A 24,886-nucleotide genomic window follows, 5' to 3' on the forward strand; every position below is an offset into this window, starting at 1 on the left:
CGCCGTGACCGGATCGTCTCTCCGTATCCTGGCACTCGCTGCGGCGGTGTTTTCGGTGTCGTGCGGCCACAAGAGCCGCCCGGCACCGCAGCCGGTGACCAAGCCGGCTGTCACTGCCAAACCTGCGGCACCCGCCCAAGGGCGCGTCTCGGTCATCGACATGAGCGCGTTGTTCTCGCTCCAGCAGAGCGGGAAGGTGCTGCTCTACGATGTCCGGCCGTCGTTCGTCCATGGCTTCGGTCATCTGGCGGGAGCCGTCAGTTGGCCGCGCGGCTCGTTCGACCAGGACTATGCCCGTCATGAGCCGGAGATCCGCGCCGCATTGGCTGCGGACAAAAATGTGGTGCTGTATTGCACCGATGCCGCCTGTCCGGATTCCCGGGCGGTGGCGGCCCGGCTTGCCGAGAAGGGATTCTCCGTCTCGGTGCTCGAAGGTGGATATAACGCCTGGAAGGACGCCGGCATGCCGGTCGAGTGACCGGCTTCTTTCATCTTCAACCTCCTACTCCATTGTCCATGTCCACTCCCTCCTTCTCCAACGTCACCGTCGATGCCAAGGCCAACGTCTATTTCGACGGCAAGGTGGTTTCGCACACCGTCCGCTTCGATGACGGCACCAAGAAGACTGTCGGTCTGATCTACGCGGGTGAATACCACTTCGGCACCGGCGCTCCGGAGCGTATGGAGATCATCGCGGGTGAGTGCTCGGTGGTGTTGGATGGCGCTTCCGAGACGCTGAAAGTGGCCGCGGGTTCCCACTTCGATGTCGCCGGCAACAGTGGTTTCACGATCCACGTTGCAGAAGGCATTTGCGAATACGTGTGTTCGTTCCTGGAGGCGTGACAAATCCCGCCGCCGCTCGCCATCCGGCGGCAATTTCGCTGGCGCGGACCCGGGTTTTCCGGATGATCCGCGCCGTCCGATGTCGCGATTCCGATCCATGACCGCCGCTTGGGCGCTGCCGCTCTGTGTGGCCGCCGCTCTCAGTTCCTGCATCCGTATTCCCGTCTCCACGGATCTGAAAAAAGTGCGGGTGGCGGCGGTGATTCCGGCCGCTTCCAAGGTGGAAGCGAAGGGAGCTGCGACTTCGAAAGATCCGGATGTGATGGTCTGGATGATCGCGGACAATCTTCATACGGGCATGGTCTTTCCGTATGACTGGCTGCTTGAGAGCGGCTTCCGTCCGCCCGCGGATTTCCCCAAGGCCAAGTATGTGACCATGAGCTGGGGCAATCGCGAGGCCTATCTCAAGAAAGCCTGGCTGACTCCATGGCAGGCCGTCCGCGCGCTGTGTTGGCCCTCGCCCTCGGTGATGGAGATCATTCCCTTCGACTACAATGTGGTCGATGTCTGCCACTACCAGCACGTCTGGAGGAAACTGGTGCCGCGGGATCGTGGCCCGGCCGTTGCCTCCTTCCTGAATGGCTGCGTGAGCCATCATCCGGATGGCACGCCGATCGTGCTCGGCACCTCCAGTTGGGGCAAGGGTGTGGTCGTCGAGTCTCCGTGGAAGTACAACATTCCGCGCGTGTGCAACATCTGGACGGTTCAGGTGATGGAAGCGTGCGGCTGCGAGGTACATCCGTGGGGCGCGATGACCGAGAACGGCGTCGTGAAGCAGGCGGAAAAGCCGCGCAATGGCTTCCAGAAGATCTGGGATGCCTACGACAAGCAGGACGCGAAGGAGTGAGGATTGGAGCCGTGGCGGTTGGAAACCGCGCCACGCTTCAATGCCGTGCGGCGCAGCGCTCCTCAAGCTCCACCATGCAGGCTTCCAGCACGGTTTCGTCCATCTCATGGGCATCCGTGCCCTTGCCGGGAGCGGTGAGCAGGAGGACGGTGAGGCGCCCGCCGAGGTGCTCGCGGAATTCCTCCAGTCCGTCGAAGACGCGGCGCTTTCCACCCGGGCCGCGGAGGTCCATCGCCGTGTGATACAACGGCAGGCGTAGTAGTTCCACCACGCGCAGCACGCGTTCCGCCGCTTCGGACGCGAGCAATCCTTTCTTCGCCGAGTAGAGCGTGTCCAATGACATGCCGATCGACACCGCGCGCGCGTGGTCGAGTTGATAGCCGCTGAGGGCCTCCAGTTTGTGCGCGGCCCAGTGGCCGAAATCCAACGGACGGCTGCTACCGCATTCAAATGGATCTCCGCCCTCCGCGATGTGGCGTGCGTGGAGCAGGGCGGAGCGCTCGACACAGGTCTCCAGCACGGAAGGTTCCAAAGCCGCCAAGGCTTCGGCGTGTTCCTCGATCCAATCGAAGAACGCGGCATCTTTCACCAATGAAACCTTCACCGCCTCGATCAAACCGGCGCGGCGGGTCTCCTCATCCTGCGAGTGCAGGAAGGCGAAGTCGTTCACCACCGCGAAGGGCACGGCAAATGCCCCCACCCAGTTCTTCTTCCCGAAATGATTGATGGCGCATTTCACGCCCACGCCGCTGTCATCCTGCGAAAGCGTGGTGGTGGGGAAGCGCACGAGTCTCACGCCACGATGAGCGGTGGCGGCGGCGTAGCCGACCGCATCGAGGAAAGCTCCACCTCCGACGACGATAAGATACGAGTGCCGGTCGATGTGGCCGGAGTCGATGAGTTCCCATACGCGGCGTACCAGCGCATCATCCTTTTTGACCGTCTCACCGCCGGGCAGCACATCCACACCACGAACATCGAGCCCGGTGGCATCCAGATAGCTCTGCATGTCCGCTGCAAGGGACGGCCACGCTTTTGCGACATTGGCTTCGATTACTGCCAGCACGCGGCGGCCGCCGCCTTCCCGCAACACCTCCTCGAGCGCCGGATTGCCAGGCGAAAACGCATCACGTGTGAAAACGATGCGGTGCTTGAAAACGAGAGGGATTTGGAAATCGTGACGGGACATCGCCTGCGGAATGTTAGCGCCGTTACGATGTGACGCTACTGTTTCTTGCCCCATGAGCACTCCCGAGACTCTTTTCACCACCCGCTGGCTGGGCGTCTACCGCATCGGAAAGTGGGATTTCGTGCGCCGTCCGCAGACGGATTCGTGCGTCGGCATCCTGGCGGAAACCGCGGAGGGGGAGATCGTTTTGATCGAGCAATTCCGTATTCCGGTGCAGGCCACGGTGATCGAGATTCCGGCGGGACTCGTTGGGGATGAGGAAGAATTCGCCGGAGAAGACCTTGCCGAGACAGCTCGCCGCGAGCTGCTGGAAGAGACCGGATACGACGCCGCGTCCGTGAAGTTGCTCGTCCGCACGCCGACATCCGCGGGAATGACTTCGGAATTCACGCACTTGTATCACGCCACCGGCCTCGTGAGGCGTCACGATGGCGGGGGAGTGGCGGGAGAGGACATCAAGGTGCATCTGGTGCCGCGTGCGGAGATCCGCACCTGGCTGAAGGCGAAGGAGGCGGAGGGTTTCGTGCTGGATTTCAAGATCCACGCCGCGCTTTGGCTGGCCGGTTTGTAATGGTTCGTAAGAACCCGTAGGCAGGGACGCGTAGGTGGGGCGTTCCTTATGTTCCGCCGCCGCTTTATCCAGACCACCTGCCTGGCCACCGCCGCCATGGCCCATTCGTTGCGGGCTGCCGAGCCCGCTGCTCCGCGCATTCGCATCGCCCTGAAGTGTGGCATGGCCTCCTTCGGAAAGAACCTGGAGGAGAAATTCCGGATACTGAAGGAGATCGGCTACGATGGCGTGGAGCTGGATTCGCCCGGCGGTCAGGACAAAGCCGAGGCGCTCGTCGCATCGAAGGCCACCGGGCTGCCCATCCACGGCGTGGTGGATTCGATCCACTGGACCGTCCGTTGCTCCGATCCTTCCGAGGACGTCCGGGAAAAGGCGTTGGAAGGCCTGCTCACCGCGATCCGTGAATCCCATGCCGTCGGAGGTTCCGCCGTATTGCTGGTACCCGGTGTGATGGATGACAAGGCGACCCATGATGAAGCGGTGGAGCGCAGCATTCCGGTGATCAAGCGTGCCCTGCCGCTGGCCGCCGAACTGGGTATCCGCGTGCTGATCGAGAACGTCTGGAACAAGATGTTCTACGATGAAAAGGGCGGGGATGCACAGGGGGCGGAGCGGCTTGCTGCCTATATCGACCGGTTCGACTCGCCATGGGTGGGCTCGTATTTCGACATCGGCAACCACCGGAAGTTCGGCAAGCCGGAGGAATGGATTCGCACGCTGGGCAAGCGGATCGTGAAGCTCGATGGCAAGGATTGGAGCCGCGAGAAGGGCTGGGTGGATCTTGGAGAAGGCGATGTCGATTGGCCGGCCGTGAGGGCTTCGCTCGCAAGCATCGGCTACACCGGCTGGGCGACCGCCGAGGTGAAAGGCGGCGACCGGGACCGTTGCGCGAAGGTGCTGGATGGCATGCGGCGTTGCTTGCTCGGCGCGTGATCGCGGGCTAGGTAGCCGCGTGTCCGATGACGATTATCCACTCCGCTTCGGCGGGATTGGTCGCCTCTATGGTATGGCCGCGCTGGACCGTTTCCGCGCCGCCCGTGTGGCGGTGATCGGGATCGGTGGAGTGGGGTCATGGACTGTGGAGGCCTTGGCGCGCTCCGGCATCGGCCATCTCACGCTGGTGGATCTCGATGAGATCTGCGTGACCAACGTGAATCGCCAGCTCCATGCGATGGATGGGCAGGTGGGTCGGCAGAAGACCGAGGCCATGGCTGAGCGCGTGCGGGCGATTTCGCCCACCTGTGATGTGCAGGTGCTGCCGACCTTTTTCGGCGAGAAGAACGCGGCGGAGATCCTTTCCCAAGGCTTCGACTACGTCGTCGATGCGATCGACACCGTGCGGCAGAAATCGCTGCTGCTTGCCGAGTGCAAACAGCGTGGCATTCCGGTGGTGACCTGTGGTGCGGCGGGTGGCCGGCGCGATCCCTCGCGCATCCGGGTGGCGGACGTGGCCCATACCATTCATGATGCCCTACTGATGCAGGTGCGGAAGCAGCTCCGCTCGAAGCATGGTTTCCCCAAGGCCTCCACCGGCAAGAAGGCGAAGAGGTTCGGCATCGAGGCGGTATTCACCGAGGAGGCAGCCGTGTTTCCGCAGTGCGATGGCAGTGTGTCCACGGACAAACCGGACGGAACGAACCTGCGCCTGAGCTGCGAGAGCGGCTACGGCACCGCCGCGCCGGTGACCGCGACCTTCGGCCTCATCGCCGCCAGCCGCGTGCTGGAGGGATTGGCAAAGTGAGAATTTGGATTTAGCCGCAAAGAAGCGCAAGAGACGCAAAAGGAAGAGGCATAGGTCTTTGCTTTTGCGACTTCTGCGCCTTTTTGCGGCTGAAATTTTTGATTCTCCACCAACGCAAAAAGACGACCCGCAGGTCGTCTTCTTGAAAAACTGGATCAGGCCTTGAGGCCCGGAAGTCTTACTTCACGCCCTTCTTGGAAAGGCGGGTGCCCTTGGTCGCACCCTGGCGGGCCTTGAACTTCGGGTTCGTCTTGCAGATGACGTAGAGCGTGCCCTTGCGGCGGACGACTTGGCAGTCGGCGTGGCGGCGCTTCATCGAGGCGAGCGAGGAGAGGACTTTCATGACGGGAAAAGGTTGGTCCGGATCGGGCCGGGGCGCGGAGACTACCCGGCGGCAAACCCTTGTAAAGCCGTTTCTTTTCAAAAAATCCGGCCCGGGAGTGGCGGATTTCCCGCAGGGGCGGGGATTGGATCTCAAAAACCCGCAGGGCGGTCACGTCCGGAGTGATAGTTTTGGCGTGCTCCGGTCCCCCGGATCATGCCAAATCCGGGCGCACCGATGGCCGAGACCTTTTACCAGAAAACCACCACCGCTCCGGCCTCGTCCTTCGATGTCTCGCTGCGGCCACCGGCGTTTTCCGAGTTCATCGGCCAGGAGAAGGTGAAGGAGCGCCTGCTGCTCATGATCGAGGCGGCGAAGCAGCGCGGTGATGTGCTCGACCACGTCCTGCTCTCCGGCCCGCCCGGCCTCGGCAAAACCACTCTCGCGAACCTGATCGCCCGGGCCGCAGGCTCCCAGCTCCATACCACCTCCGGCCCCCAAATCGAGAAGGCGGGGGATCTCGCCGGGGTGCTGACGAATCTCCAGAAGGGGGACGTCCTGTTCATTGACGAAATCCACCGCCTCCACCCGGCCATCGAGGAATACCTCTACCCGGCGATGGAGGACTACCGGCTGGACATCATCATCGACTCCGGCCCGTCCGCGCGTTCGATCCAGCTCAATTTGCCGAAGTTCACCCTCGTTGGCGCCACCACCCGCTCCGGCATGCTCACCGCGCCGCTGCGCTCCCGCTTCGGCCTGGTGAACCGGCTCGACTACTACTCGCTGGAGGATCTGGCGAAGATCATCGAGCGTTCCGCCGGACTGTTGGACATCGCCATCGAGCCCGCCGGGGCCCGGGAGATCGGCAGCCGCGCCCGTGGCACACCGCGTGTGGCGAATGCGCTGCTGCGCTGGGTGCGCGACTACGCCCAAGTGAAGGGCGACGGCGTCATCACCGGCCCGATCGCGGATGCCGCGCTGGCCATGATTGAGATCGACTCGGACGGCCTCGATGAAATGGACAAACGCATCCTTGAGGCGATGATCTACAAGTTCGGCGGCAATCCGGTCGGCCTGAATTCGCTGGCGGTGGCCGTTGGCGAGGACGCGGCAACACTGGAGGAAGTGCACGAACCATTCCTCATCATGCAGGGCTTCATCCAACGCACCCCGCGAGGCCGCTTGGCCTTGCCTGCGGCTTATGGCAAGATCGGCGCTCCGATGCCGCCTCCGCCGGCGCGCCCCGAAGACCCACAGGGTTCCTTGTTCTGAATTTTCCGCCCATGGCCCATCACCACCATCACCACTCCAAACCCGCCACCGTCACGGTCCAGGATTTCATCGACCGCTGCCGGGAAGCCGGACTGCGCCGGACGAAGGCGCTGGAGGAGTTGATCGCCACGCTGTTGGAAAGCGGTCGCCCGATGACCCTGGCGGAGTTGGCGGCATCCGAACGCCTCGCCAGCCAGTGCGACAAGGCCACCGTTTTCCGGTTGCTCCAGCGGCTTACGGAAAAGGGATTCGTGCGGCGGCTGGGCCTGCATGAGCGTGCGGCGTATTTCACGCTGCTCGTGCCGGGGAGGCATCAGGATTACCTCATCTGTACGGAGTGTGGCACCATCGAGCCGGTGAAGGCTCCTTGTCCGGTGCATGAGCTCGAAGAAGAGATCCGCGTGAAGACGGGCTACAAGAACCTCTATCACGAGCTGGAGTTCTTCGGCGTGTGTCCGAAGTGCGCGTAACAACGAACATCATTCCACCACCATCCGGCCGCCGCGGCGTCGCAGATGACGTCCGCCGGGGAGATTGACGCAGGTGGATTTGTTTTCCGGTTCGAGCAAGGCGGCGGCTTGTTTGAGCAGCTCGCGGTCGAGATCGCCGATGCCGTTGGAATGGAGGAAACGGAAGATGGCCGCGCGTTGCAGGGCGGGCGGGAGTTCGCGCATCGCAGGGACATGCAGGCGGCCCTGGGGGTCGAGGACCTTGGCCTTGTCCAGAGCCCAGCCGAGGATTTCATCCTGGTCCTCGCCGGCATCCGCGGCGCGCCAGAGCGAGGGCACCACGTCGCGGCCGCTGATGAGGGAAAGCTGGGGGATTGCCTCGTGGCGCAGACGGTTGCGGGCGGTGATCGGCTCGGCATTGGAGGCATCCTCGCGCCACGGCAGATCGAGTTCGTGGAGATAGCGGCGGAGTTCCCAGCGGCGGACGCCGAGCAGCGGTCGGATCAGCTCCAGCTCGCGGCCTTCCACCGTGATCGTCTGGTGCTCGCGCATGCCCTTCGCTCCGTACGATCCGCGTAGTAGATTCCAGAGCACGGTTTCGGCCCGATCGTCGGCGTGGTGGGCGAGCAGCACGCGCGGACAGCGATGGCGTTTCGCACAGGCGGCGAAGAAGCGGTGGCGCGCCTCGCGGCCGGCGGTCTCGAAGGATTTGCCAGAGGACTCCGCCAATGCGGCGACATCCTCGGTATCGATCTCACAGGCGAGACCATGGGCGGCACAGAGTTCGGCCACAAATCCGGCATCGAGACTCGCGGTCTGGCCGCGTAGGCCGTGGTTCAGATGGCAGACGACCAACTTCCGTAAGCCCGCGTTGAGAAGCAGGTGCAGCAGTGCCACGGAATCCGCGCCGCCGGACACGCCGACCAGAAATTTCTGGGCGTGCGGCGTTTCTTTCAGCCATGGAATCTCCGGCACGTAGGGCACAAGGCGGTTCCTAGCACGCGCCGTCCGGGAGGAACAGGGAAACGAACGGCCCGGAACGGGTGAGGGAAAAGGGGCCGAAGAGCCGCTCCGGTGTGCAAAGGCTGTCCATCAAAAATCCGGAGCGGCACGATCTCTTCGGGGGGAGAACCAGCGTGTTTTCTGCTTTGGGACGGAAGCCACGCGGGTCGAAAAACTGTCTCTCCCCCGGTTGCCATGCCGGGCCGGGCCGCTGCGAAGAGCGGTGGATCGATCTGGGGTGGGGGGGAGTTGCCGAACGGGGATCAGCCGGACGACAGAAGCACGCTAACTCCTTTCCGGCCGTTGTGCACCCACGTGATCGCGTAAGCGGATTTCAAATTTGAAATTTCAAATCTCAGAGGGTGGACCGAAACCCCGGTTAAAGGTTCTTCGTCCCGTTGGGACGAGGAAGGTCAGCCCCGACTTTCCGGAGAATGGGCTCACGCTCTGGAGCCGCCTCCCCATTTCGGTACACGCTCTCGGATTTTAGAGGCCTGCCGCGGGCTGCTGCTGCGAGATGCAGTGCAGCGTCCCTCCCTCCTCGACCAGATCAAGGCAATCAATCCCTGTCACCTCCCGGTCCGGGAAAAGCTCGCGGATCAGTCCCAGCGCGCGGTCATCGTTACGGGCCTGGCGGAAGGTCGGGACCAATACGCCGTTGTTCACGATCAGGAAATTCACATAGGATGCCGGCAGCACCGGCAGACGCCAGCCGGGGACTTCGCAGGCTTCCGGCAGGGCGATTTCCACCACGTCGAAGCCGAAGGACTTCAGCCGCTCCCAGTTGTCCTCCAGCACCGGATGATTCGGCGAGGTACGGTCCTTCTCGCGGCAGGCGACGATGGTCTTTTCGTTCACGAAGCGCGCGAGGTCGTCGATGTGGCCGTCGGTATCATCGCCTTCGATACCCTGTTTCAGCCAGAGGATGTCGGACACGCCGAGGGTATCGCGGAGCTTCTGCTCCATCTGCTCGCGGGACAGATGCGGGTTGCGGTTCGGGTTGAGCAAGACTGCCTCGGTGGTGAGGAGCTGTCCGCGCCCGTTGATTTCGATGGCACCTCCCTCCAGGATCATTCCGCCTTCGAAGCGCCGCAGGCCGAGCGTGTCCGCGATCCGGCGCGGGATGGCATCGTCCAGATCGTAGGGCGGAAACTTGCCGCCCCACGCATTGAAACCCCAATCGGTGATGGCCAGTTCGCCGGTGTCACGGTGCTTCACGAAGATCGGGCCATGGTCGCGGCACCACACGTCGTTGTGGATGTGGTCGAAGAGTTCAATGTGTTCCGGCACCGCCTTGGCGCGGTTGCAGGCGGCCCGGATGGCGTTGTGATCGGCGGCGGGCGCATTGATCCGGCACGGCTCATGGCGGGAAATGGCGGCGGCGATCTCCGCGAATTTCGCCCAGATCAGATCGCGCTTGCTGCCACCCCAGTGGCGCGGGTCATCGACGGGCCAGGAAAGCCACACGGCTTGCTGGCGGGTCCATTCGGCGGGCATCGAGAATCCAAGGTCGGCGGCGGTCACGCCGGGAGATTCCGGCCGGGAGCTGTCGTTGCCAAGTTCCAACGGCTCCCGGATTGGCAGAACGCCCACGCTTTCTGCCAATCTCGCAAACCCGCAAGAATGTTGGGGACTGTGACGTTCCAGCCACGTAATTTTTTGCGATCATGAAACGACGTGGATTCCTTGGAAGTGTGACGGGTGGAGTGGTGGCCGGCGCGGCAGGTTTGACACGCGCGGCGGAGACGGATTCCCCCAAGGCGGCAGCCGGGACGCTGGTCACGACACCTGCTGTGCACATGGCCCCACGTGCCGATGGTCTGGAAGTGGTGTGGGCCGTCAGCCGTCTTTCGCGTGGTTGGGTGGAGTGGAAGGGGGCCGATGGCGCAACCGGCAAGGCTCATGAGGACGCATTCGGATTCGTGCCGCAGGGCGACCGCATCGTGCGTGTCCGCGTGTCCGGATTGAAGCCCGGCGCGAAGTATCAACTGCGTGCGGTGACCGAATCCGGTGATGCCACGCCGGTCCGTGAGGAAAGCCCGTGGAAGGAATTCCGATCGCTCGATGGCAAGGCGGACTCCACCAAATTCGTGGTGTGGAATGACACCCACCAGAATGATGAAACCATCAAGCGCCTGCATGAGGCCACTCCGGCCGCGGATTTCCTGCTGTGGAATGGCGATACCTGCAACAACTGGATCACGGAGGATCTTCTGGTGCCGACCCTGCTCAAGCCGGCGGGCCAGGACGTGAGCGCAGGCCGCCCGATGTTCGTCGTGTGGGGCAACCATGACGTTCGGGGCAAGTGGGCTTTCAAGATGCCGGAACTCATCGCTACGCCCAGTGACCGTCCGTTCTACGCCTTCCGTAGTGGTCCGGTGGCCTGCATCTGCCTGCATACGGGTGAGGACAAGCCCGATGATCATCCCAGCTTCGGCGGGCGCGTGGCCTTCGAGCCGCTGCGCGCACAACAGGCGGAGTGGATGAAGAAGGTGATCGAGCAACCCGAGTTCAAGAACGCTCCGTACCGCGTGGTGTTCTGCCACATCCCGCTGCGCTGGACGCAGGAGAAACCGAAGGACTACGCGGGCGGTGGATACGATGACTACAGCGGATTCAGCCGCGACGCCTGGCACGACGTGCTGGTGAAATGGAAGACGCAGATCGTGATCTCCGGCCACACCCACCGTACGGCGTGGATTCCGGGCACAAAGGAGTTCCCCTACGCGCAGCTGGTCGGCGGTGGCCCGAAGCCCCAGGCGGCGACATTCATCGAAGGCTCCGCTGACAAAGCCGGACTGAAGTTCGTGATGAAGGATTTGGATGGCAAGGTACTCCAGGAGGCGGCCTTCAAAGCTCTCGCGTGAACCATTGAAATCCCCGCATGTCTCCGGCACATAGCCAAGGGGACAGGCGGCGGGCATGGCCTACGCTTGGAACAAGCTCAGGCCGCTCGCCCGGTTGCATTCACTTCCGGAACATGAAGAACACCGCGCCAGCCAGGCACAGCCCGGCGTAGGCGTAGTTCCATGTCAGCTTCTCCTTCATGAAGAAGACCGCGAAGGGCACGAACAGCGACAGCGTGATCACTTCCTGGATGATCTTGAGCTGTGCGGTGGTGAAGACCTCGGAGCCGATGCGGTTGGCGGGCACTTGGAAGAGATATTCGAAGAGCGCCACACCCCATGAAATGAACGCGGCGATCCACCACGGCTTGCTCTTCAGCTCCTTCAGGTGGCCGTACCACGCGAAGGTCATAAACACGTTCGAGACGCAAAGCAGCAGGATCGTTCGCAGGCCGGGCATGCCGCAGCGATACGGCGGCATGTCCGGGTTCGCAAGCCGTCACTGGCAGCAGTGGATCGTGCGTGTGCAGCTATCCACCTCCTGCGGAGCGACTTCTGTTGGAGCGGGGCCGGCCGCTACGGGTGTCAGCATCGCCGGAGGAACCGCGGGATTGGTATTGAGCCGATAGAAGGCCTTTCCGGTTGGCGGGGTCGCATCCGTGTAGTTCTGGATCGTGCCGTTGCCGGTGCGGGTGACCAGTGTTGTCCAGCCTCCTGCCGCCAAGGTGGTGCTGCGCTCGAGGCGGTAGGTGAAGGTGGAGGTGGTGGCCCAGGTGAAATTCACCGGGCCTGTTTTCGGTTTCACGTTCGCGGCGATCCATTTCAGCGGCGGAGCCATCTGCCAACCGATGTCCTTCAGGGCTGCCAGGTCCAGATCCGTCATGGCCTTGTGATACTGCCCCACGGAGCAAAGGCCGGGGTCCATCAATGCGATCTGGGCGAACCCATGGGGTGCTCCGAAGCTGCCGTAGGCTTTGCTCAGGATGTTGTCCGGATTCGTGGGATCATATCCATCCGGATACTCGCAGGTGGCATCGTCCCGCCAGTGGTAGCCACCGGATTCCAAAGGAACATTGCTGCCGTAGGTGGCGGTCGAGTTGGTTCCCGTGAAAACACCTCCGGAAACCTTGGCTTGCCAGGATGGCGCGGTACCGATGCCGAGCAGATGGCCCAGTTCATGAAGTGCGATGGAGATGAACGGCGACAGATCCTCGTCATTGGTCGTGGTGGAGAAATTCCAATCCAAGGTATTGTCGAAGGTGATCATGCCTCCCCACGGACCGAAGTCGGTCTTCGGGCTGGCCAAGGCTCCGGCCTGCCCCCGTGAGTTGACCAGATTCGCCCAGCCGGAACTACCGCTGAGACTGTAACCGCCAGGACCACCGTAACCGGCGGCCCCACCCAGAGGGCGTCCGCCCGCATAGACGATGATGGTGTCCGCGGGAACGACCAGATTCGGAATGTTGGTCTGGACCCCGGTGCCCGGGTGGACGATCACCGCCGTCCATGAGTTGCCCGCCGGCCATTCGCTTTTGTCGATGCGTGACAGGTTGTCGTGAAGAACCGTTTGGTAAAAGTCCGCGGCGGCTCGCAGCGCGGCTTTCGCCCCCGGTTGGTTGAAGAAGCCGTTGGTGTCGTAGGTGTAGTCGAGTTTGATCTCCAGAGCGTGGCTCGGGAGGGCCGCTCCGAGGAGAACGGCGAGGATACCAGGGACAGCAGGTTTGTAAGGGTGCACGGACCATCAAGCACCACGAAAGCGTGCCTCGGTCGAGACGCAAACGGTGGGATTGCCGTCACACGCGCGAAGACGTGTGGGAAGAGTGGCCGATTTTACATCTTCCAGTGCTCCGCCACCCACGGTGCGGGCAGCACGCGGTGATGGATGCGCTTGCCCTTGTGGCCCTTCGGCGCGTCCACCGGATCGGGGTGGCCATGGAAGACGAGGAATTTCGCGCCCTTTGGCTTGCGCGGCGCGATGAAGAGATTCAACGGGAAAGTCGGGCGGCAATGGCGCTTGAACGAGGCCACCCATTCCTCCGGCCACCAGTATTTCTCCTTCATCGCATAGGTGAGGAAGGCCTGCTCGGTCTGGAATTTCGAGCGGTCGTCGGCATCCTCGATCTCGCGGATGAAGGTCTGGTAGATGTAGTCGGACTTGCCCGCGTCGAAGCGGAAGATGGAGGAGTTCCCGATGTCCGGGCGGCCGCGGGTGATCTGCTTCCGGGCCTCGATCCAGTTGTGGATGATGCAGTTCTTCCCCGGCTGGTAGTCGAAGAAGCAGTCGATGTCCTCGAGTATCACCAGGTCGAGATCGAGGAACATCGTCGGGCCTTCCAGGTTGGCGAAGCCGTCCTTGGTGAGCACCAGCTTCATGAAAACATTCGGCCACTTCGCCTGCTTGATGCCCGGGTTTTCCGGGAAGGGAACGGTCTCCACCTCCGGCAGCAGGTCGGTGGTATCGTCCGTGATGCAGAGGAAGCGGAAGGGCCGCTTCAGGTGCCGCTGCAGCGAGCGGAACAGGATGTTCACGTAGGGGGCCGGATAACGGGTGCCCCATTTCATGCAGACGATATTGACGGAGGACGACACGGGAAAGCGGTGCGGATTGGCGGGAAAGGGTGGCCTCAGGGGCGCGGGGTGGCGAGGAGTTCCTGATACACGCCGACGGTTTGGTCCAGCATGCGTTGCAAGGTGAACGGATGGGAAGCCGGAACCTGCGGGCGGTGATCAAGGAAGCTACGGACCACCGAGGAGGCCTTGGCGGTGTCTCGCGGCGGAATTTTCCCTGCAGGGAAAAGCTCCTCAAGCTGCTCGCCCACGCCGCCATGGTCGTAACCGGCCACCGGCACGCCCAGCGAGAGCGCCTCCAGCGTGGTGCGCCCGAAGGACTCCGGCTGGCTGGTGAGGGAAAGCACCACGTCCGAGATCGCGAGGATGTTTTTCAGGTCCGAGCGGTTGCCGGTGAAGGTCACCTGCCGGTGCAGGCCGGAGGCATCCGCCAGCGCCTGGATTTCAGCGAGGTAGGCCTGTTTGCGGGGATGAGCCCCCCCGGCGATCACGCCGTGGATTTGAGGGTCGTTGAGCGAGCCGAGGATTTTCAGGAAATCCTCGTGACCCTTCAGCCGGGTGATGCGTCCGGGCAGGGTGACGAGCTTCTTGCCGCGGGTATCGGGAAAATCCGTCTCGAACTTTTTCCGCCAGTCCTCCGGCGGCTGCCAGCCGTGCGGGTAGTCCACCGGGTCGACACCACGATGGATCACCCGCAGCTTGTCCGGCCGGGCGCGCGGATAGTGGTCGATCACGAACTGGCGGATGCTGTCCGAGACACAGATCACACGCTCGCCGCAGGTCATGATCTCCGACCAGCGGTTCACGGAATTGAAGCCATGCACGGTGGTGACCAGCCGTGGCCGCGTCTGCGGGTCCATCTTCCGCCAAGCCAGCCATGCCACCCAGGCGGGGACGCGCGAGCGCAGGTGCAGGATGTCCGGCTTCTCTTCCTCCAGCCATTTGCGGAGCTTCGGCACCATCCGCAGCGTCGTCAGGCGCTTGCGGCCGATCGGCCACGCGAGGTGCCGGGAGCCTTCGTATTCGAGGGTATCCACCATCCGGCCGCCGCCGGAAATGACGATCGACTCGTGCCCGTGGGTTGCGAGGTGGCGTGCCAGTTCCAGCGTGCCGCGTTCGACGCCACCACTGTCCAGCTCCGGTAACAATTGGACGACCTTCATCTCGCCTGCGGATACCATCGTTCCAAGATCAGCGCGGCGCAACGGTCCGCTTCGCGAAGCGCTCGCGCCGGGGGCGGCAGGGTGCCGGTCCTGCTCCAGCTTTCAAAAGGGGTCGCGAGTCCATCCTCGACCAGTTGGTCGATGCCGCGGGCGACGCGGCCGGATTTCTTGCGTGGCACCGGCAGCAGGCCGACGCGCGCGCCACTGCTGAGGGATTCGTAAATCATGGAAATGCTGTCCTCGGTCACCCACACCTCCGCGGAACCGGCGAGGCGCGCGGGCAACCAGGCGCGGTCGGTTTCCTCATGAGGGAAGAGTTCGATATGTGGAAAACGTGCCCGGATCTCGTCGCGTACGCCTTCCGGAGTCCGGCGGGAATCGGTGAGCGCCCAGCTTTGGCCGGGATTGGCGGCGGTGATGCGGCCGATGGCATCCAGCGTGACGGTGGAATCCCAGCCATGGGTGGACGAGGGGCCGCCGAGCAGGACTAGTCCGCCGGAACGGGTTGGCTTTTCGCTGTGCCGCACCCGATTCAGCGCGCCCACGGTGGGGACGACATTGTCCCCGGGGATACCGCCGTGCAGGTCATGTTGCGGCACCAGACAGAGATCGAAAAGCCCACAGGGCAGGCTCGGTTTCATCAGCACCACACACGGCGTGCCGGTGCGGCGGGCCAAGCCGATCATGGCCACGTGGGTGGCGTGGCCGGCCCCCACGACCAGACCGGGTGTTCCCAAGCCGTGGGTTTGGCGGAAGGCGCTCTTCAGCCGCGCAATGGGCCCTTTCACCCCGGACAGGTCGATCCGATGCACGGTGACGGCCAAGCGGCGGCCGATGGCCTCGATCAGGCCGAGCGATTGGTTTTCGTGGCCCGGCTTGCCGTCGGCCAGTTGCCAGATGTCGAGGGAGTCGTTCACGAGGCTCCCGAGGATGGGGTGGCGGCCAGCGCGTCCGCAAGTTCTCTCCATCCCTCCGCATCGGTGGGGCGGGGGAAGCTGCGGGTGAAGGGCTTGCCGTTTCCGCCGCAGCCGATCACCGAACGCAGGCCGAACCGCCGTGCCGCCTTCGCCAGATCACGGTGACCATCCAATACCAGTGCGAAATCCAAGGGTGCGGGGTGGTTGCCATCGCTGCGCTGGAGGACACCCGGCAGGTGCTCCGGCGGGCAATGTGGATCCCACCACACGCGTTGGATGCGGTCGTCGTCCGGCAGCGACGGCAGGTGACCGTCGTCCAGCACATCGATGCGGGCGTCCGGGCGGATTTCCAGAATGCGCTCCAAGGCTGCTACCGATTCCGGCGCATTGGCGGGAAGCGTGGCGACCAGGCGTGTTGGCACGCTGGCCTCCTTCGAGGGCTCGGTGGGCGATTGCTTGGTGTAGAAACTCAGCGGCCGGGTGCGGTCCACGCGCCAGCGGTCATGGAACCAAAAGACGTCCGTGATGCTGTCGCGCATCGCCGTCTCCAGATGCGCCATCAGTTCCGTCGTATCGACCTTGTCCGGCAGCGAACGCAACCGCATGACCCAAGTGCCGTCATTGCTGCTGGAAATCGAAAGCGTCACGATCCGGCTCTTCGCACGCCGGGCGAGAAGGCTTGGCAGCGGGGTGCAGGAGGAAAGGCGGCCGAAGAACGGGCACAGCTCGCCGTGACCGCCGGCGCGCTGATCGCTCATGACGGTCACCAGACCGCCCTCGCGGATCGTTTTGGCCGGTCCGTTGAAACCATCGTGCTTGCTGAAAACGGAAGCGCCTTGGGCGGTGCGGCGGTCGACCGTGAGCGCGTCCAGCAGGGGATTTTCCAGCGGGCGGTAGATCGGTCCACCGGAGGTGTAGTTGCCGAGATAGGAGTGGGCCTGCGCGAGCATCTCCCAGTTCCCCATGTGCGACCACGAAAGCACCGTGCCGAGTCCGGCCGCCGCGCGGTCCGCGAGGTGATGGGCTCCCTCCACCCGCAGGTAGGGGCCGAGCTCCTCCGGCTCCATCAGGGCGGAGCGCAGGCTGCCGAGCAAGTTCCGCCCGGCGCGGCGGAAGGTGTCCCGCATCAGCCGCTCGTGATCTTCCGCAGTGGGTTTGTCGGCGGCGGTGGCGATCCGGAGGTTCCGCATCACCAGTTTGCGATGCTTGGAGGAAACCATCCGCACGCCGCCTGCCAGCACCTCCCCGGCGATGGTGACGACATCCAGCGGGATCTGGCCGAGCACGCCTTCCATCCAGCGGTACAGCGCATACTCCACCCGGTGGGCGAGGCTGGGGCGCTTGGAAGGCTCGGTCATGAGCCCGCGATCCTGCCCGCCACCCTCCCACCGGGCAAGCCCATGATGACGGGAGCTCCGGTAGCGGTTCGCGCGGGATTTTCTTTCCGCCGCCCGTCCCGATCAGGTAGGAACCCCGCGCGGCTTCAACCGCCGCACCGCAAGCTCCCGTAGTTCAACGGATAGAACGAGGGTTTCCTAAACTCTAAATCTGGGTTCGATTCCCGGCGGGAGCAGCTTCTCGGTAAAAAGGAAAGAAGCAGGCTCCGGTGAGGGAGCTTGTTTCCGTGGCTTCTTCAGAGGCATGTCGGCCAATCCGGGTTTGGTCGGAAGGGAATCGTTTTTGGCGCGCATGGCCGAGCACCGGCGGACGTCAATTTTTGACCAAGCAAACGCAGGCAATTTTCAGGTGGACGATTTTTTCAGTGTGTATATACATTCTCCATATTTGTCCAAGTTGAATCAGTCTGTCTCAGGTATCAGTTTCCCCTCGTCCCCGGCCCCCCAGCCAGTGCTCTCCTTGAATCGGAGCAGCCGGTTTGGAGAGATGGCTGGGAAAGGCCGATGCGTCGGAAGATCGACTCCGCTCTCCGCATTCGCGCCAGTGCGAAGGATGCCCACCCATTGCGACGGCAAGGCCCTTCCGCTCCTTGAAGATCCCTCGTTACCGCCGGATCTCTCTCCCTCTCTGTTTGTTGTAGCAAGAATATTACCATTACCCATCCCAAGTCATTGCCATGAAACCCCGTCGCCAATTCGCCTTCCTCACCACGTTCGTCTGTGCGCTCTCCGCGCCGGTCGTCCACGCCGCTGTCGTCAACAAGGCGGCCACCGGCACCAATCTTGCCGCCGCCGCGTCATGGAGCGCCGCTCCGGCCAGCACCGATGACGCTACCTGGATCAGCACTTCGCTGACCGGTGCTCAGACGGTGGACTCTCCCGTCACCTGGAACAGCATGAACTTTGCGGCCTCGGGTGTGACCGCCGATGTGAGCATCACCGGCTCCGCGATCTCGCTTGGCAGCGCGCCCACCACTTCGGGTGACGTCGTCGTCAATAGCAGCGGCAAGAACATCTCCATCGCCAGCGATCTCGCTCTGACCGGCGGATACGCCGCGGTCCCCACGGTTGGACAGGGCGCCACCAACCGCATGCAGCTCAATGCCGCCTCGGGCACGTTGACGTTGAGCAAGGTCACCGCGTCCGGATCCGCGACAACGGGCGACGTCAATCTGTGGCTGCGTGGCGCCGGCACCGGCGTCCTCAACGGCGTGCTTGCGGTGGACGGCCAGCTCGCGAAGGGCGATGCTGGCACATGGACGCTCAATGGCAGCAACACCGCCGCCTGGGTCTTCACCAACAACGGCGCGCTCCTTGCCGGTAACAACGCTGCATTCGGCACCGGCACGATTTACCTCGGCTCGGGCGGTGGCAACATGACCCTGGCGTCTTCCAGCAGCACGGCGCGTAGCTTCACCAACGCGCTCGACTTCGCTCCGGCCAGCGGCGCTTTCACCGGTGTTGCAAATTTCGGCCAAACCACGGGTGGCACCGGCGACCTCGCTTTCTCAGGCAACGTCAACCTCGGTACCGCCGTGCGCGGCATCGCCACGAATGCGAACACCACCCTCTCTGGCATCGCCTCCGGTGCCGCGGGCGGCCTCACCAAGACGGGCACCGGCTCCCTCACGCTCACCGCCGCGAACACCTACACCGGCGCTACCACCGTCAGCACCGGTACCCTGAACCTCAACCAAGGAGGAGGATCCGGTACCATCATCGGATCGCTGACCATTTCTTCGGGCGCGACGACGAATATCAATACCGCCAACGGACTGGGCAATGCCCAAAACACCCGCGTTACCGCTATTACGATCAACGGTGGCACGCTGAACTTCGCGAACACCGGCAACAACTCCGCCACCTCCATCGGCATCAGCTTCACCGGCGGTACGCTCACGGGCATCGCCAGCAGCAAGTTCGACCTGCGAAACAACGGGATTGGCGACACCAACGTCACTACCAACGCCGCGGCCACCACCGCCATCATCAGCGTCCCCACCCTTGGCACCCCCGGTGGCAACACCACCATCACCACCGCCAAGGGCACCACTCCCTCCGGCGTCGACCTGCAAATCAGTTCCAATTTCGTCAACGACGCCGGCAGCGGCAGCGCCGTCGGCGGCGCCACGCACAACCTGACCAAGGCGGGTGCCGGCACCCTGCTCCTGTCAGGCACGAACACCTACACCGGAGCCACCACCGTCAACGCCGGCACGCTTGTTCTCGATTACACGACGAACAACACGGCCAAGGTTCCCGCGACCAACCTGGTGACCCTCGGCGGCGGCACGCTCCAGTTCACCGCCAATGCTGGCGCGGCCACCTCCCAGACCATCAATGGCCTGACCCTTTCCGCTGCCTCCAGCATCGCCCTGAGCACGGCGGCCGGCCAGATACTCACCGCGGACTTCACCGGCACCGGCGCAGGCGTGATGACGGGCCTTGCGAACGGCCTCAACGTGATCACCACCGGCACCGGCACCGCCCAACTCAAGATCCCCGGCACCACCGCCAACACTCCGTTCCTGCCTTCCGTCAGCTTTAACTCCACTCTCTTCGCGAGAACGGATGCGAACAACTACGTGCAGGCCGTCAGCACGGCGAACAACACCGCGTCCGACCTGAGCACCTGGGTCTCCGGTGCCACCACGTATGGCACCACTGGCAGCGCCTTCACCAACTCCGTGGGCAGCGGCGTCGTCATCGATGGCATCGGCTTCAATGATGCCGCGGCACGCACCGTGACCATCGGCGGCGGCAATACCCTGACCCTCAACCAAGGCATCGTTGTCTCCGGGGCGGTGGGCAACAACGCGTCGCTCATCACCGGAGGTTCCATCCGGGCCGCCAGCGGCGGCACGCTGACCGTCCTCAACAACGATCTCACGAACAACCTGACCATCGCTTCGATCATCGCCGACAATGGTGGATCGGGTCTGTTGAAGACCGGCTCCGGCACGCTGGTGCTCTCGGGTGCGAATACCTACACCGGCGTCACCGCCATCAATGCGGGCACGCTCAGCCTCGGCGCCATCAAGAATCTCGGCATCGCCAGTCCTCTCGGTGCTCCCACGACGCTGGCAAACGGCACTATCGCGATGGGCTCTGCGACGGTCGCCGGGACGTTGCTCTACACGGGCACGGGTGATGCGACCGACCGCCCGATCGATCTGGCCGGCCTGACCGGTGGCGCGGTGATCGACCAGTCCGGCTCGGGCCTGCTCAAGTTCACCAGCGCGTTCACCGCCACGGGCCTGGGCAGCAAGACCTTGACCCTCCAGGGCTCCACGGCAGGCACCGGTGAAATCTCCGGCGCCATTGTGGACAACTCCGGCACCAACACCACCTCGGTGACGAAGGCTGGCACCGGCACCTGGACCCTTTCCGGAAACAACACCTACACCGGCGCGACGAACGTCAACGCCGGCACCTTGGTTGCGGCAGGTTCGGTCGGGGCATTGTCAACCGTCAGCCCGGTGAACCTCGGCTCGGGGACGCTCTCGGTCAGGAATGACGATTTCGGCACCATCTCCCAAGGCAATAACCTGACGCTCTCGGGCTCGCTCACCACGACCATCAATGTGGGCAACAACGGTGGCGCGACCACCGGCAGCACCATCGCCTTTGGCGCATTGAACAACGGTACGGCCTCCAACGCATTCGTCAGCACCATCAATTTCACCGGTTCCAACGGATATCTTCAAAGCTTCAGCGCCCTGAACCTGCCGGGATCGACTGGTAACACAACTACACTGAACCCCACGACGACCTCCGTCACCATCACGGGCAATGTGACCAACCGGCAGACGAGCGGAGGCTTTGACACGCTGACGCTCGGCGGCACTTCGACGGGGAATGCCATCAATGGTGTCATCTCCGACTCCGCCATTTATACAGCCGTCGGCGCCGGTGATACCCGCATTACCAAGACCGGCACCAGCACTTGGACGCTCGCTGGAGCAAACACCTACCGCGGACCGACCACCATCAACGGCGGCACTCTGGCGGTGACCGGATCCCTCGCCGGGAGCGCGGTGGCGGTGAACTCGGGTGGCGCGCTGAGCGGCACCGGCACGGTGGGTGGCGCGGTGACCGTGGCCTCCGGCGGCGCCGTGAACCTGATGGATAGCACGACGAGCAATCTGACGCTCTCCAGCACCCTGACCCTTGCTGCCAACAGCAACCTGTATTTCGACCTCGGCACCTTTGCCACGGACATGCTGACGACCGGTGCCATCACCGGTGGGGCAAACGCCATCATCAACCTGCGCCAACTGGCCGGGACCCCGATCAACCCCGGTCTCTACACCCTGGTCAACGGCGCCTCCGGCAGCACCGTCGGAGCCACTCTGGCGACCACCCGTGCGGGAGGCTATCTCTTCAGCCTCGACACGAGCTTGCCCGGACAGATCAACCTCAATGTCAGCACCTCCGTCGCCGGACCCGCCACCACCTATTGGAGCGGTGCCACGGATGCCGTGTGGGGAACAGCGGGCAACTGGAATACGGACGCTACCAGCAACGTCAATACCGGAGCCGTTCCCGGACTCGGAACGGACGTCACCTTTGCCACCACCACCCCGGTGGCGGGCAACCTCACCACCACGCTCGGTGCGGACTTTGAAATCAACAGCCTGACCTTCAGTTCCGGCACCACGGGAGCAACCATCGCCGGCACCAACATGCTGGTGCTGGATGCCACCAACGGCATCACCTCGAACAACACCTCCGGCACCAATACCATCTCCGCCAAGGTGGGAATGGGCGGCAACCAGACCTGGACGGTTGTCGGCGGCGGCACCCTCGCCATCTCGGGTATCATCAGCGATTTGAGCGGAGGCTATGCGCTCACCAAGGCCGGATCCGGCATGTTGACGCTCACCGGCGTGAATACCTACACCGGCGGCACCACCGTCAGTGCCGGTACCCTGCAACTCGGAGATGGCACCACCAACCCGACGATCAATGGCAACTACGCCATCGCATCGGGAAGCACGCTCCGCCTTCTGTATAACACCGCGGGTGGGGCTGCGCCGACCTGGTCGAAATACACCGGCGCGGGCACGCTCGCTCTCGGATCGGGCAAAACCTTTGACACCAGCTGGGGCACGGTCGCCCTTGGCTCGGCCTTTACCGGCACGCTGCAGGTTGAACAAGGCCGTGTCATCACGGATCCTGCGGCCGGTGGCGGCCTGGGAGGCACGACCAGCGTTGTCGTGACAAACGGCGGCCACTTGGGCATGTGGCAAGGTGGAACCTTCAGCCAAAACTTCACCATCGCCGGCGTCGGTTACGGCGAAGGCGGCGGATTCAACGGTGCATTGCGCCTTGGAAACTCGGGCATCACCACGACTCTGAATGGCTCCGTCACACTGGCCGGAAACACCACCTTGGTCGCAGCGACCGGAGGATTCGGTGTGATCAACGGCAACATCGGTGAATCGACCGCCTCCGGCCTGACCATCGGCGACGGATCGGGCGTTGCCGGAACCTTTATCCTCAGCGGCACCAATAGTTACACGGGTGCGACGACAGTGAATCTGGGCATGCTGGCACTCACCAAACGGGCGGCGCTCTACAATGGCACGACAGCCTCTTGGACGGCTGCCAACCTGAACGTCGCCTCCGGGGCGACCGCCGCCTTCAATGTCGGCGGAGCGAACGAGTTCACCTCGGCGGACATCGATACCCTCAAGGGCCTCAGCAACGTAGGAGCCGCCACGGCCACCCAGGGCTTCAAGAACGGTTCGATCCTCGGCCTCGATACCACCAACGCCGGCGGCAATTTCACCTACGCCACCCCGATCACGAATCACGTCGGCACGGTGACCGATACGCTCGGACTCAACAAACTCGGCACGGGGAACCTCACGCTCACCGGCGTGAACACCTATACCGGCACGACGGCCGTCAATGGTGGCACGCTGGTCATCGGAGGTTCGGGCTCGTTGAACTCGGGAGCCTATGCCGGTGCCATCACCATCGCTTCGGGTGCGACATTCAACCACGCCTCCTCCGCCGCACAAACGCTCTCCGGCGGCATCTCCGGTGCTGGAGCTCTGACCAAGACCGGCGCGGGTACGCTCACGTTCAGCACCCAGAAGACCTACACCGGTGGCACGATGGTCAGCCAAGGCATCCTTGACATCACAGGCGGCGGCGGTGCCAACGGTGCCATCCGCGGCGTCGCGACCGTCAGCGCTGGGGCCACACTGCGTCTGAGCACCGGCGATGCGACCGGATACGACGGGACCACCCGCCTGAGCACCCTCAACCTCGTGGGCTCCACGCTCAACGTCAACACGGCGGCCAACCAGACGCTGGGCAGTGCCACTGTCAATATGACCGGCGCGAGCATCACCGGCATCGCGGGCTCGAACCTCGACTTCTTCGCGGGTGCCTCGACTCTGAACAGCCTCGCCTCGTCCACGACCTCCACCATTAGTGGCACCACCCTCGCTCCATTGCGCCAGGGCAACACCACCTTCACCATCGCGCCAGGCACGACGGCCTCCGGCATCGACTTGGACATCCAGGGGATCATTAGAACCTCGCCTTCCGGCGATGCGGCCACCGCCGTGCTGACGATCACCGGCGGTGGCACGGTCGCCTTCTCCGGCACCAACACCATCACCGGCAGCGCCACCCGATCCCTCGCCGTGACCGGCACCGGAACCACTCTGATGGTCGGCAATGGTGGCACCGCCGGCACGCTGGGCACGCTGAATGTTACGAACAACGCGACGCTGACCTTCAACCGTTCCGACGCGGCCGGGAGCTTCTCCAACATCATCTCCGGAACCGGTCAGGTGAAACAGAGCGGCACCGGCACCACCACGCTGACGGGTGTGAACACCTACACCGGCACCACCAGCGTCACTGGTGGCACGCTTATCGTCACCGGCTCCACGGTGGCGGCGAGTGCGGTGAATGTCGCCATCGGTGCCACCCTCGGTGGCACCGGCACCGTTGCTGGCACGGTGACCTCCGCGGGCACGATCGCCCCGGGAACCACCGGCACCGGCACGCTCAATACCGGCGCCGTCACCCTGACCGGCACCTATGCCTGCCAGTTGGACGGAGCGAACAGCGACAAGCTGGTGTCCTCCGGCAGCCTGACCCTCACCGGTGCCACGCTGGCGATCTCCACGATCACCACGCCGACCGCGCCGAGCTACGTGATCGCCACCTTCACCGGTGCCACTCCGACGTTCACCACCGTGACTGGCATTCCGTCCGGCTACAGCCTGGACACCAGCACTGCGGGACAGATCAAGCTGACGAATTCGCCGTTCATCGCCTGGGCCGGTTCGCAGGGGCTGACCGCCGCCAACAATGGCGTGCTCCAGGACCCGGATCACGACGGTGTCTACAACCTGCTTGAATACGTGTTGGGGGGCAATCCGCTCACCTCGTCGCAGTCGGAGCTGCCGGTGCAGCAGCTGGATACCAACATGCTGCACTTCTACTTCCTGCGCAGCAAGCAGTCGAAGCAGGACACCAACGTGACCGTCCAGTGGGGAACCAACCTCGGCACCTGGACGGACATCGTCATTCCGGACGCCGATCCGAACGATGGCGTGGTCCAGATCGACGCGACCAACCCGGTCTTTGACAGCATCACGGTGAATATTCCGCGGAGCAACGCTGTGAACGGCAAGCTCTTCGTCCGCCTCAAGGCGACTCCGAAACCCTGAACCGCATAACCCGGACTTTCCTGCCGTCTCCGGCAGTCATTTTCCGGGTAGATGCA

20 protein-coding genes and 1 tRNA gene are annotated in these 24,886 nt (G+C 63.6%); 11 read left to right on the forward strand and 10 right to left on the reverse strand.

Translation table 11 applies throughout. The features are described 5' to 3' along the window. Positions 1 to 4 precede the first annotated feature (4 nt). The 3 genes from KBB96_RS19245 (at position 5) to KBB96_RS19255 (ending at position 1,690) form a co-directional block, all read left to right on the forward strand. Positions 5 to 478 carry a rhodanese-like domain-containing protein gene (locus tag KBB96_RS19245; protein ID WP_211631118.1) on the forward strand — a complete coding sequence of 158 codons (474 nt, stop codon included), beginning with the start codon at positions 5 to 7 and terminating at the stop codon, positions 476 to 478. 38 nt (positions 479 to 516) lie between these two features. After that, positions 517 to 843 (forward strand): pyrimidine/purine nucleoside phosphorylase, encoded by a 327-nt coding sequence (ppnP, locus tag KBB96_RS19250; RefSeq protein ID WP_211631119.1) that lies wholly within the window; start codon positions 517 to 519, stop codon positions 841 to 843. A 97-nt stretch (positions 844 to 940) separates the two neighbouring features. Next, complete coding sequence (locus KBB96_RS19255) at positions 941 to 1,690, forward strand: DUF2459 domain-containing protein (protein ID WP_211631120.1); 750 nt, start codon at positions 941 to 943, stop codon at positions 1,688 to 1,690. Positions 1,691 to 1,727: 37 nt separating this feature from the next. Here the strand turns inward: KBB96_RS19255 and KBB96_RS19260 are convergent, their stop codons facing one another. Next, positions 1,728 to 2,879 (reverse strand): 3-dehydroquinate synthase, encoded by a 1,152-nt coding sequence (locus tag KBB96_RS19260; protein WP_211631121.1) that lies wholly within the window; start codon positions 2,877 to 2,879, stop codon positions 1,728 to 1,730. Positions 2,880 to 2,931: 52 nt separating this feature from the next. Between KBB96_RS19260 and KBB96_RS19265 the strand changes: the two genes are divergently transcribed. The 3 genes from KBB96_RS19265 to KBB96_RS19275 are packed head-to-tail and all read left to right on the forward strand — an operon-like array spanning position 2,932 to position 5,191. Then, positions 2,932 to 3,450 carry an NUDIX hydrolase gene (locus KBB96_RS19265; RefSeq protein WP_211631122.1) on the forward strand — a complete coding sequence of 173 codons (519 nt, stop codon included), beginning with the start codon at positions 2,932 to 2,934 and terminating at the stop codon, positions 3,448 to 3,450. A 48-nt stretch (positions 3,451 to 3,498) separates the two neighbouring features. After that, a complete protein-coding gene (locus KBB96_RS19270; protein WP_211631123.1) occupies positions 3,499 to 4,383 on the forward strand; it encodes a sugar phosphate isomerase/epimerase family protein in 885 nt (294 codons plus the stop codon). Positions 4,384 to 4,402: 19 nt separating this feature from the next. Beyond that, entirely contained in the window at positions 4,403 to 5,191 is a 789-nt protein-coding gene (locus tag KBB96_RS19275; protein ID WP_226373589.1) for a tRNA threonylcarbamoyladenosine dehydratase, read from the forward strand. 178 nt (positions 5,192 to 5,369) lie between these two features. Here the strand turns inward: KBB96_RS19275 and ykgO are convergent, their stop codons facing one another. After that, positions 5,370 to 5,534, reverse strand: coding sequence for a type B 50S ribosomal protein L36 (gene ykgO / locus KBB96_RS19280; RefSeq protein ID WP_211631125.1), 165 nt, complete (start codon positions 5,532 to 5,534; stop codon positions 5,370 to 5,372). A 216-nt stretch (positions 5,535 to 5,750) separates the two neighbouring features. On the opposite strand from ykgO, the gene ruvB reads away from it, so the two are divergent. Then, positions 5,751 to 6,788, forward strand: a complete 1,038-nt coding sequence (gene ruvB, locus KBB96_RS19285; RefSeq protein WP_211631126.1) for a Holliday junction branch migration DNA helicase RuvB — start codon at positions 5,751 to 5,753, stop codon at positions 6,786 to 6,788. A gap of 11 nt (positions 6,789 to 6,799) precedes the next feature. Further along, complete coding sequence (locus KBB96_RS19290) at positions 6,800 to 7,258, forward strand: Fur family transcriptional regulator (RefSeq protein WP_211631127.1); 459 nt, start codon at positions 6,800 to 6,802, stop codon at positions 7,256 to 7,258. A gap of 9 nt (positions 7,259 to 7,267) precedes the next feature. Here KBB96_RS19290 and tilS read toward each other — a convergent pair whose 3' ends face one another. Together tilS and KBB96_RS19300 are read right to left on the reverse strand one after the other, a co-directional pair. Further along, on the reverse strand, positions 7,268 to 8,221 hold the full coding sequence (tilS, locus tag KBB96_RS19295) for a tRNA lysidine(34) synthetase TilS (RefSeq protein WP_211631128.1): 954 nt from the start codon (positions 8,219 to 8,221) through the stop codon (positions 7,268 to 7,270). 504 nt (positions 8,222 to 8,725) lie between these two features. After that, complete coding sequence (locus tag KBB96_RS19300) at positions 8,726 to 9,763, reverse strand: agmatine deiminase family protein (RefSeq protein WP_226373590.1); 1,038 nt, start codon at positions 9,761 to 9,763, stop codon at positions 8,726 to 8,728. A 143-nt stretch (positions 9,764 to 9,906) separates the two neighbouring features. Here KBB96_RS19300 and KBB96_RS19305 point away from each other — a divergent pair, with 143 nt between their 5' ends. Beyond that, a complete protein-coding gene (locus tag KBB96_RS19305) occupies positions 9,907 to 11,106 on the forward strand; it encodes a metallophosphoesterase family protein (protein WP_211631129.1) in 1,200 nt (399 codons plus the stop codon). Between the two features lie 100 nt (positions 11,107 to 11,206). On the opposite strand, the gene KBB96_RS19310 is transcribed toward KBB96_RS19305, so the two are convergent. From KBB96_RS19310 to KBB96_RS19335, 6 genes are all read right to left on the reverse strand, one after another. Then, positions 11,207 to 11,545 (reverse strand): DMT family protein, encoded by a 339-nt coding sequence (locus KBB96_RS19310; protein WP_211631130.1) that lies wholly within the window; start codon positions 11,543 to 11,545, stop codon positions 11,207 to 11,209. A 39-nt stretch (positions 11,546 to 11,584) separates the two neighbouring features. Next, a complete protein-coding gene (locus tag KBB96_RS19315) occupies positions 11,585 to 12,820 on the reverse strand; it encodes a hypothetical protein (RefSeq protein ID WP_211631131.1) in 1,236 nt (411 codons plus the stop codon). 95 nt (positions 12,821 to 12,915) lie between these two features. Beyond that, positions 12,916 to 13,674 carry a hypothetical protein gene (locus KBB96_RS19320; RefSeq protein ID WP_211631132.1) on the reverse strand — a complete coding sequence of 253 codons (759 nt, stop codon included), beginning with the start codon at positions 13,672 to 13,674 and terminating at the stop codon, positions 12,916 to 12,918. A 35-nt stretch (positions 13,675 to 13,709) separates the two neighbouring features. After that, positions 13,710 to 14,816: a glycosyltransferase family 4 protein gene (locus tag KBB96_RS19325; protein WP_211631133.1), complete on the reverse strand. Its 1,107-nt coding sequence runs from the start codon at positions 14,814 to 14,816 to the stop codon at positions 13,710 to 13,712. Further along, entirely contained in the window at positions 14,813 to 15,733 is a 921-nt protein-coding gene (locus tag KBB96_RS19330) for a mitochondrial fission ELM1 family protein (protein WP_211631134.1), read from the reverse strand. Before KBB96_RS19330 ends, KBB96_RS19325 begins: the two co-directional genes overlap by 4 nt. Continuing rightward, positions 15,730 to 17,091: an LpxL/LpxP family acyltransferase gene (locus tag KBB96_RS19335; protein ID WP_211631135.1), complete on the reverse strand. Its 1,362-nt coding sequence runs from the start codon at positions 17,089 to 17,091 to the stop codon at positions 15,730 to 15,732. Before KBB96_RS19335 ends, KBB96_RS19330 begins: the two co-directional genes overlap by 4 nt. A gap of 143 nt (positions 17,092 to 17,234) precedes the next feature. Here KBB96_RS19335 and KBB96_RS19340 point away from each other — a divergent pair. Together KBB96_RS19340 and KBB96_RS19345 are read left to right on the forward strand one after the other, a co-directional pair. Then, positions 17,235 to 17,306, forward strand: a tRNA-Arg gene (locus KBB96_RS19340). 501 nt (positions 17,307 to 17,807) lie between these two features. Beyond that, entirely contained in the window at positions 17,808 to 24,830 is a 7,023-nt protein-coding gene (locus KBB96_RS19345) for an autotransporter-associated beta strand repeat-containing protein (protein WP_211631136.1), read from the forward strand. The last annotated feature ends 56 nt before the right edge of the window (positions 24,831 to 24,886 follow it).

This window comes from Luteolibacter ambystomatis, assembly GCF_018137965.1.
Lineage (GTDB): Bacteria > Verrucomicrobiota > Verrucomicrobiia > Verrucomicrobiales > Akkermansiaceae > Luteolibacter > Luteolibacter ambystomatis.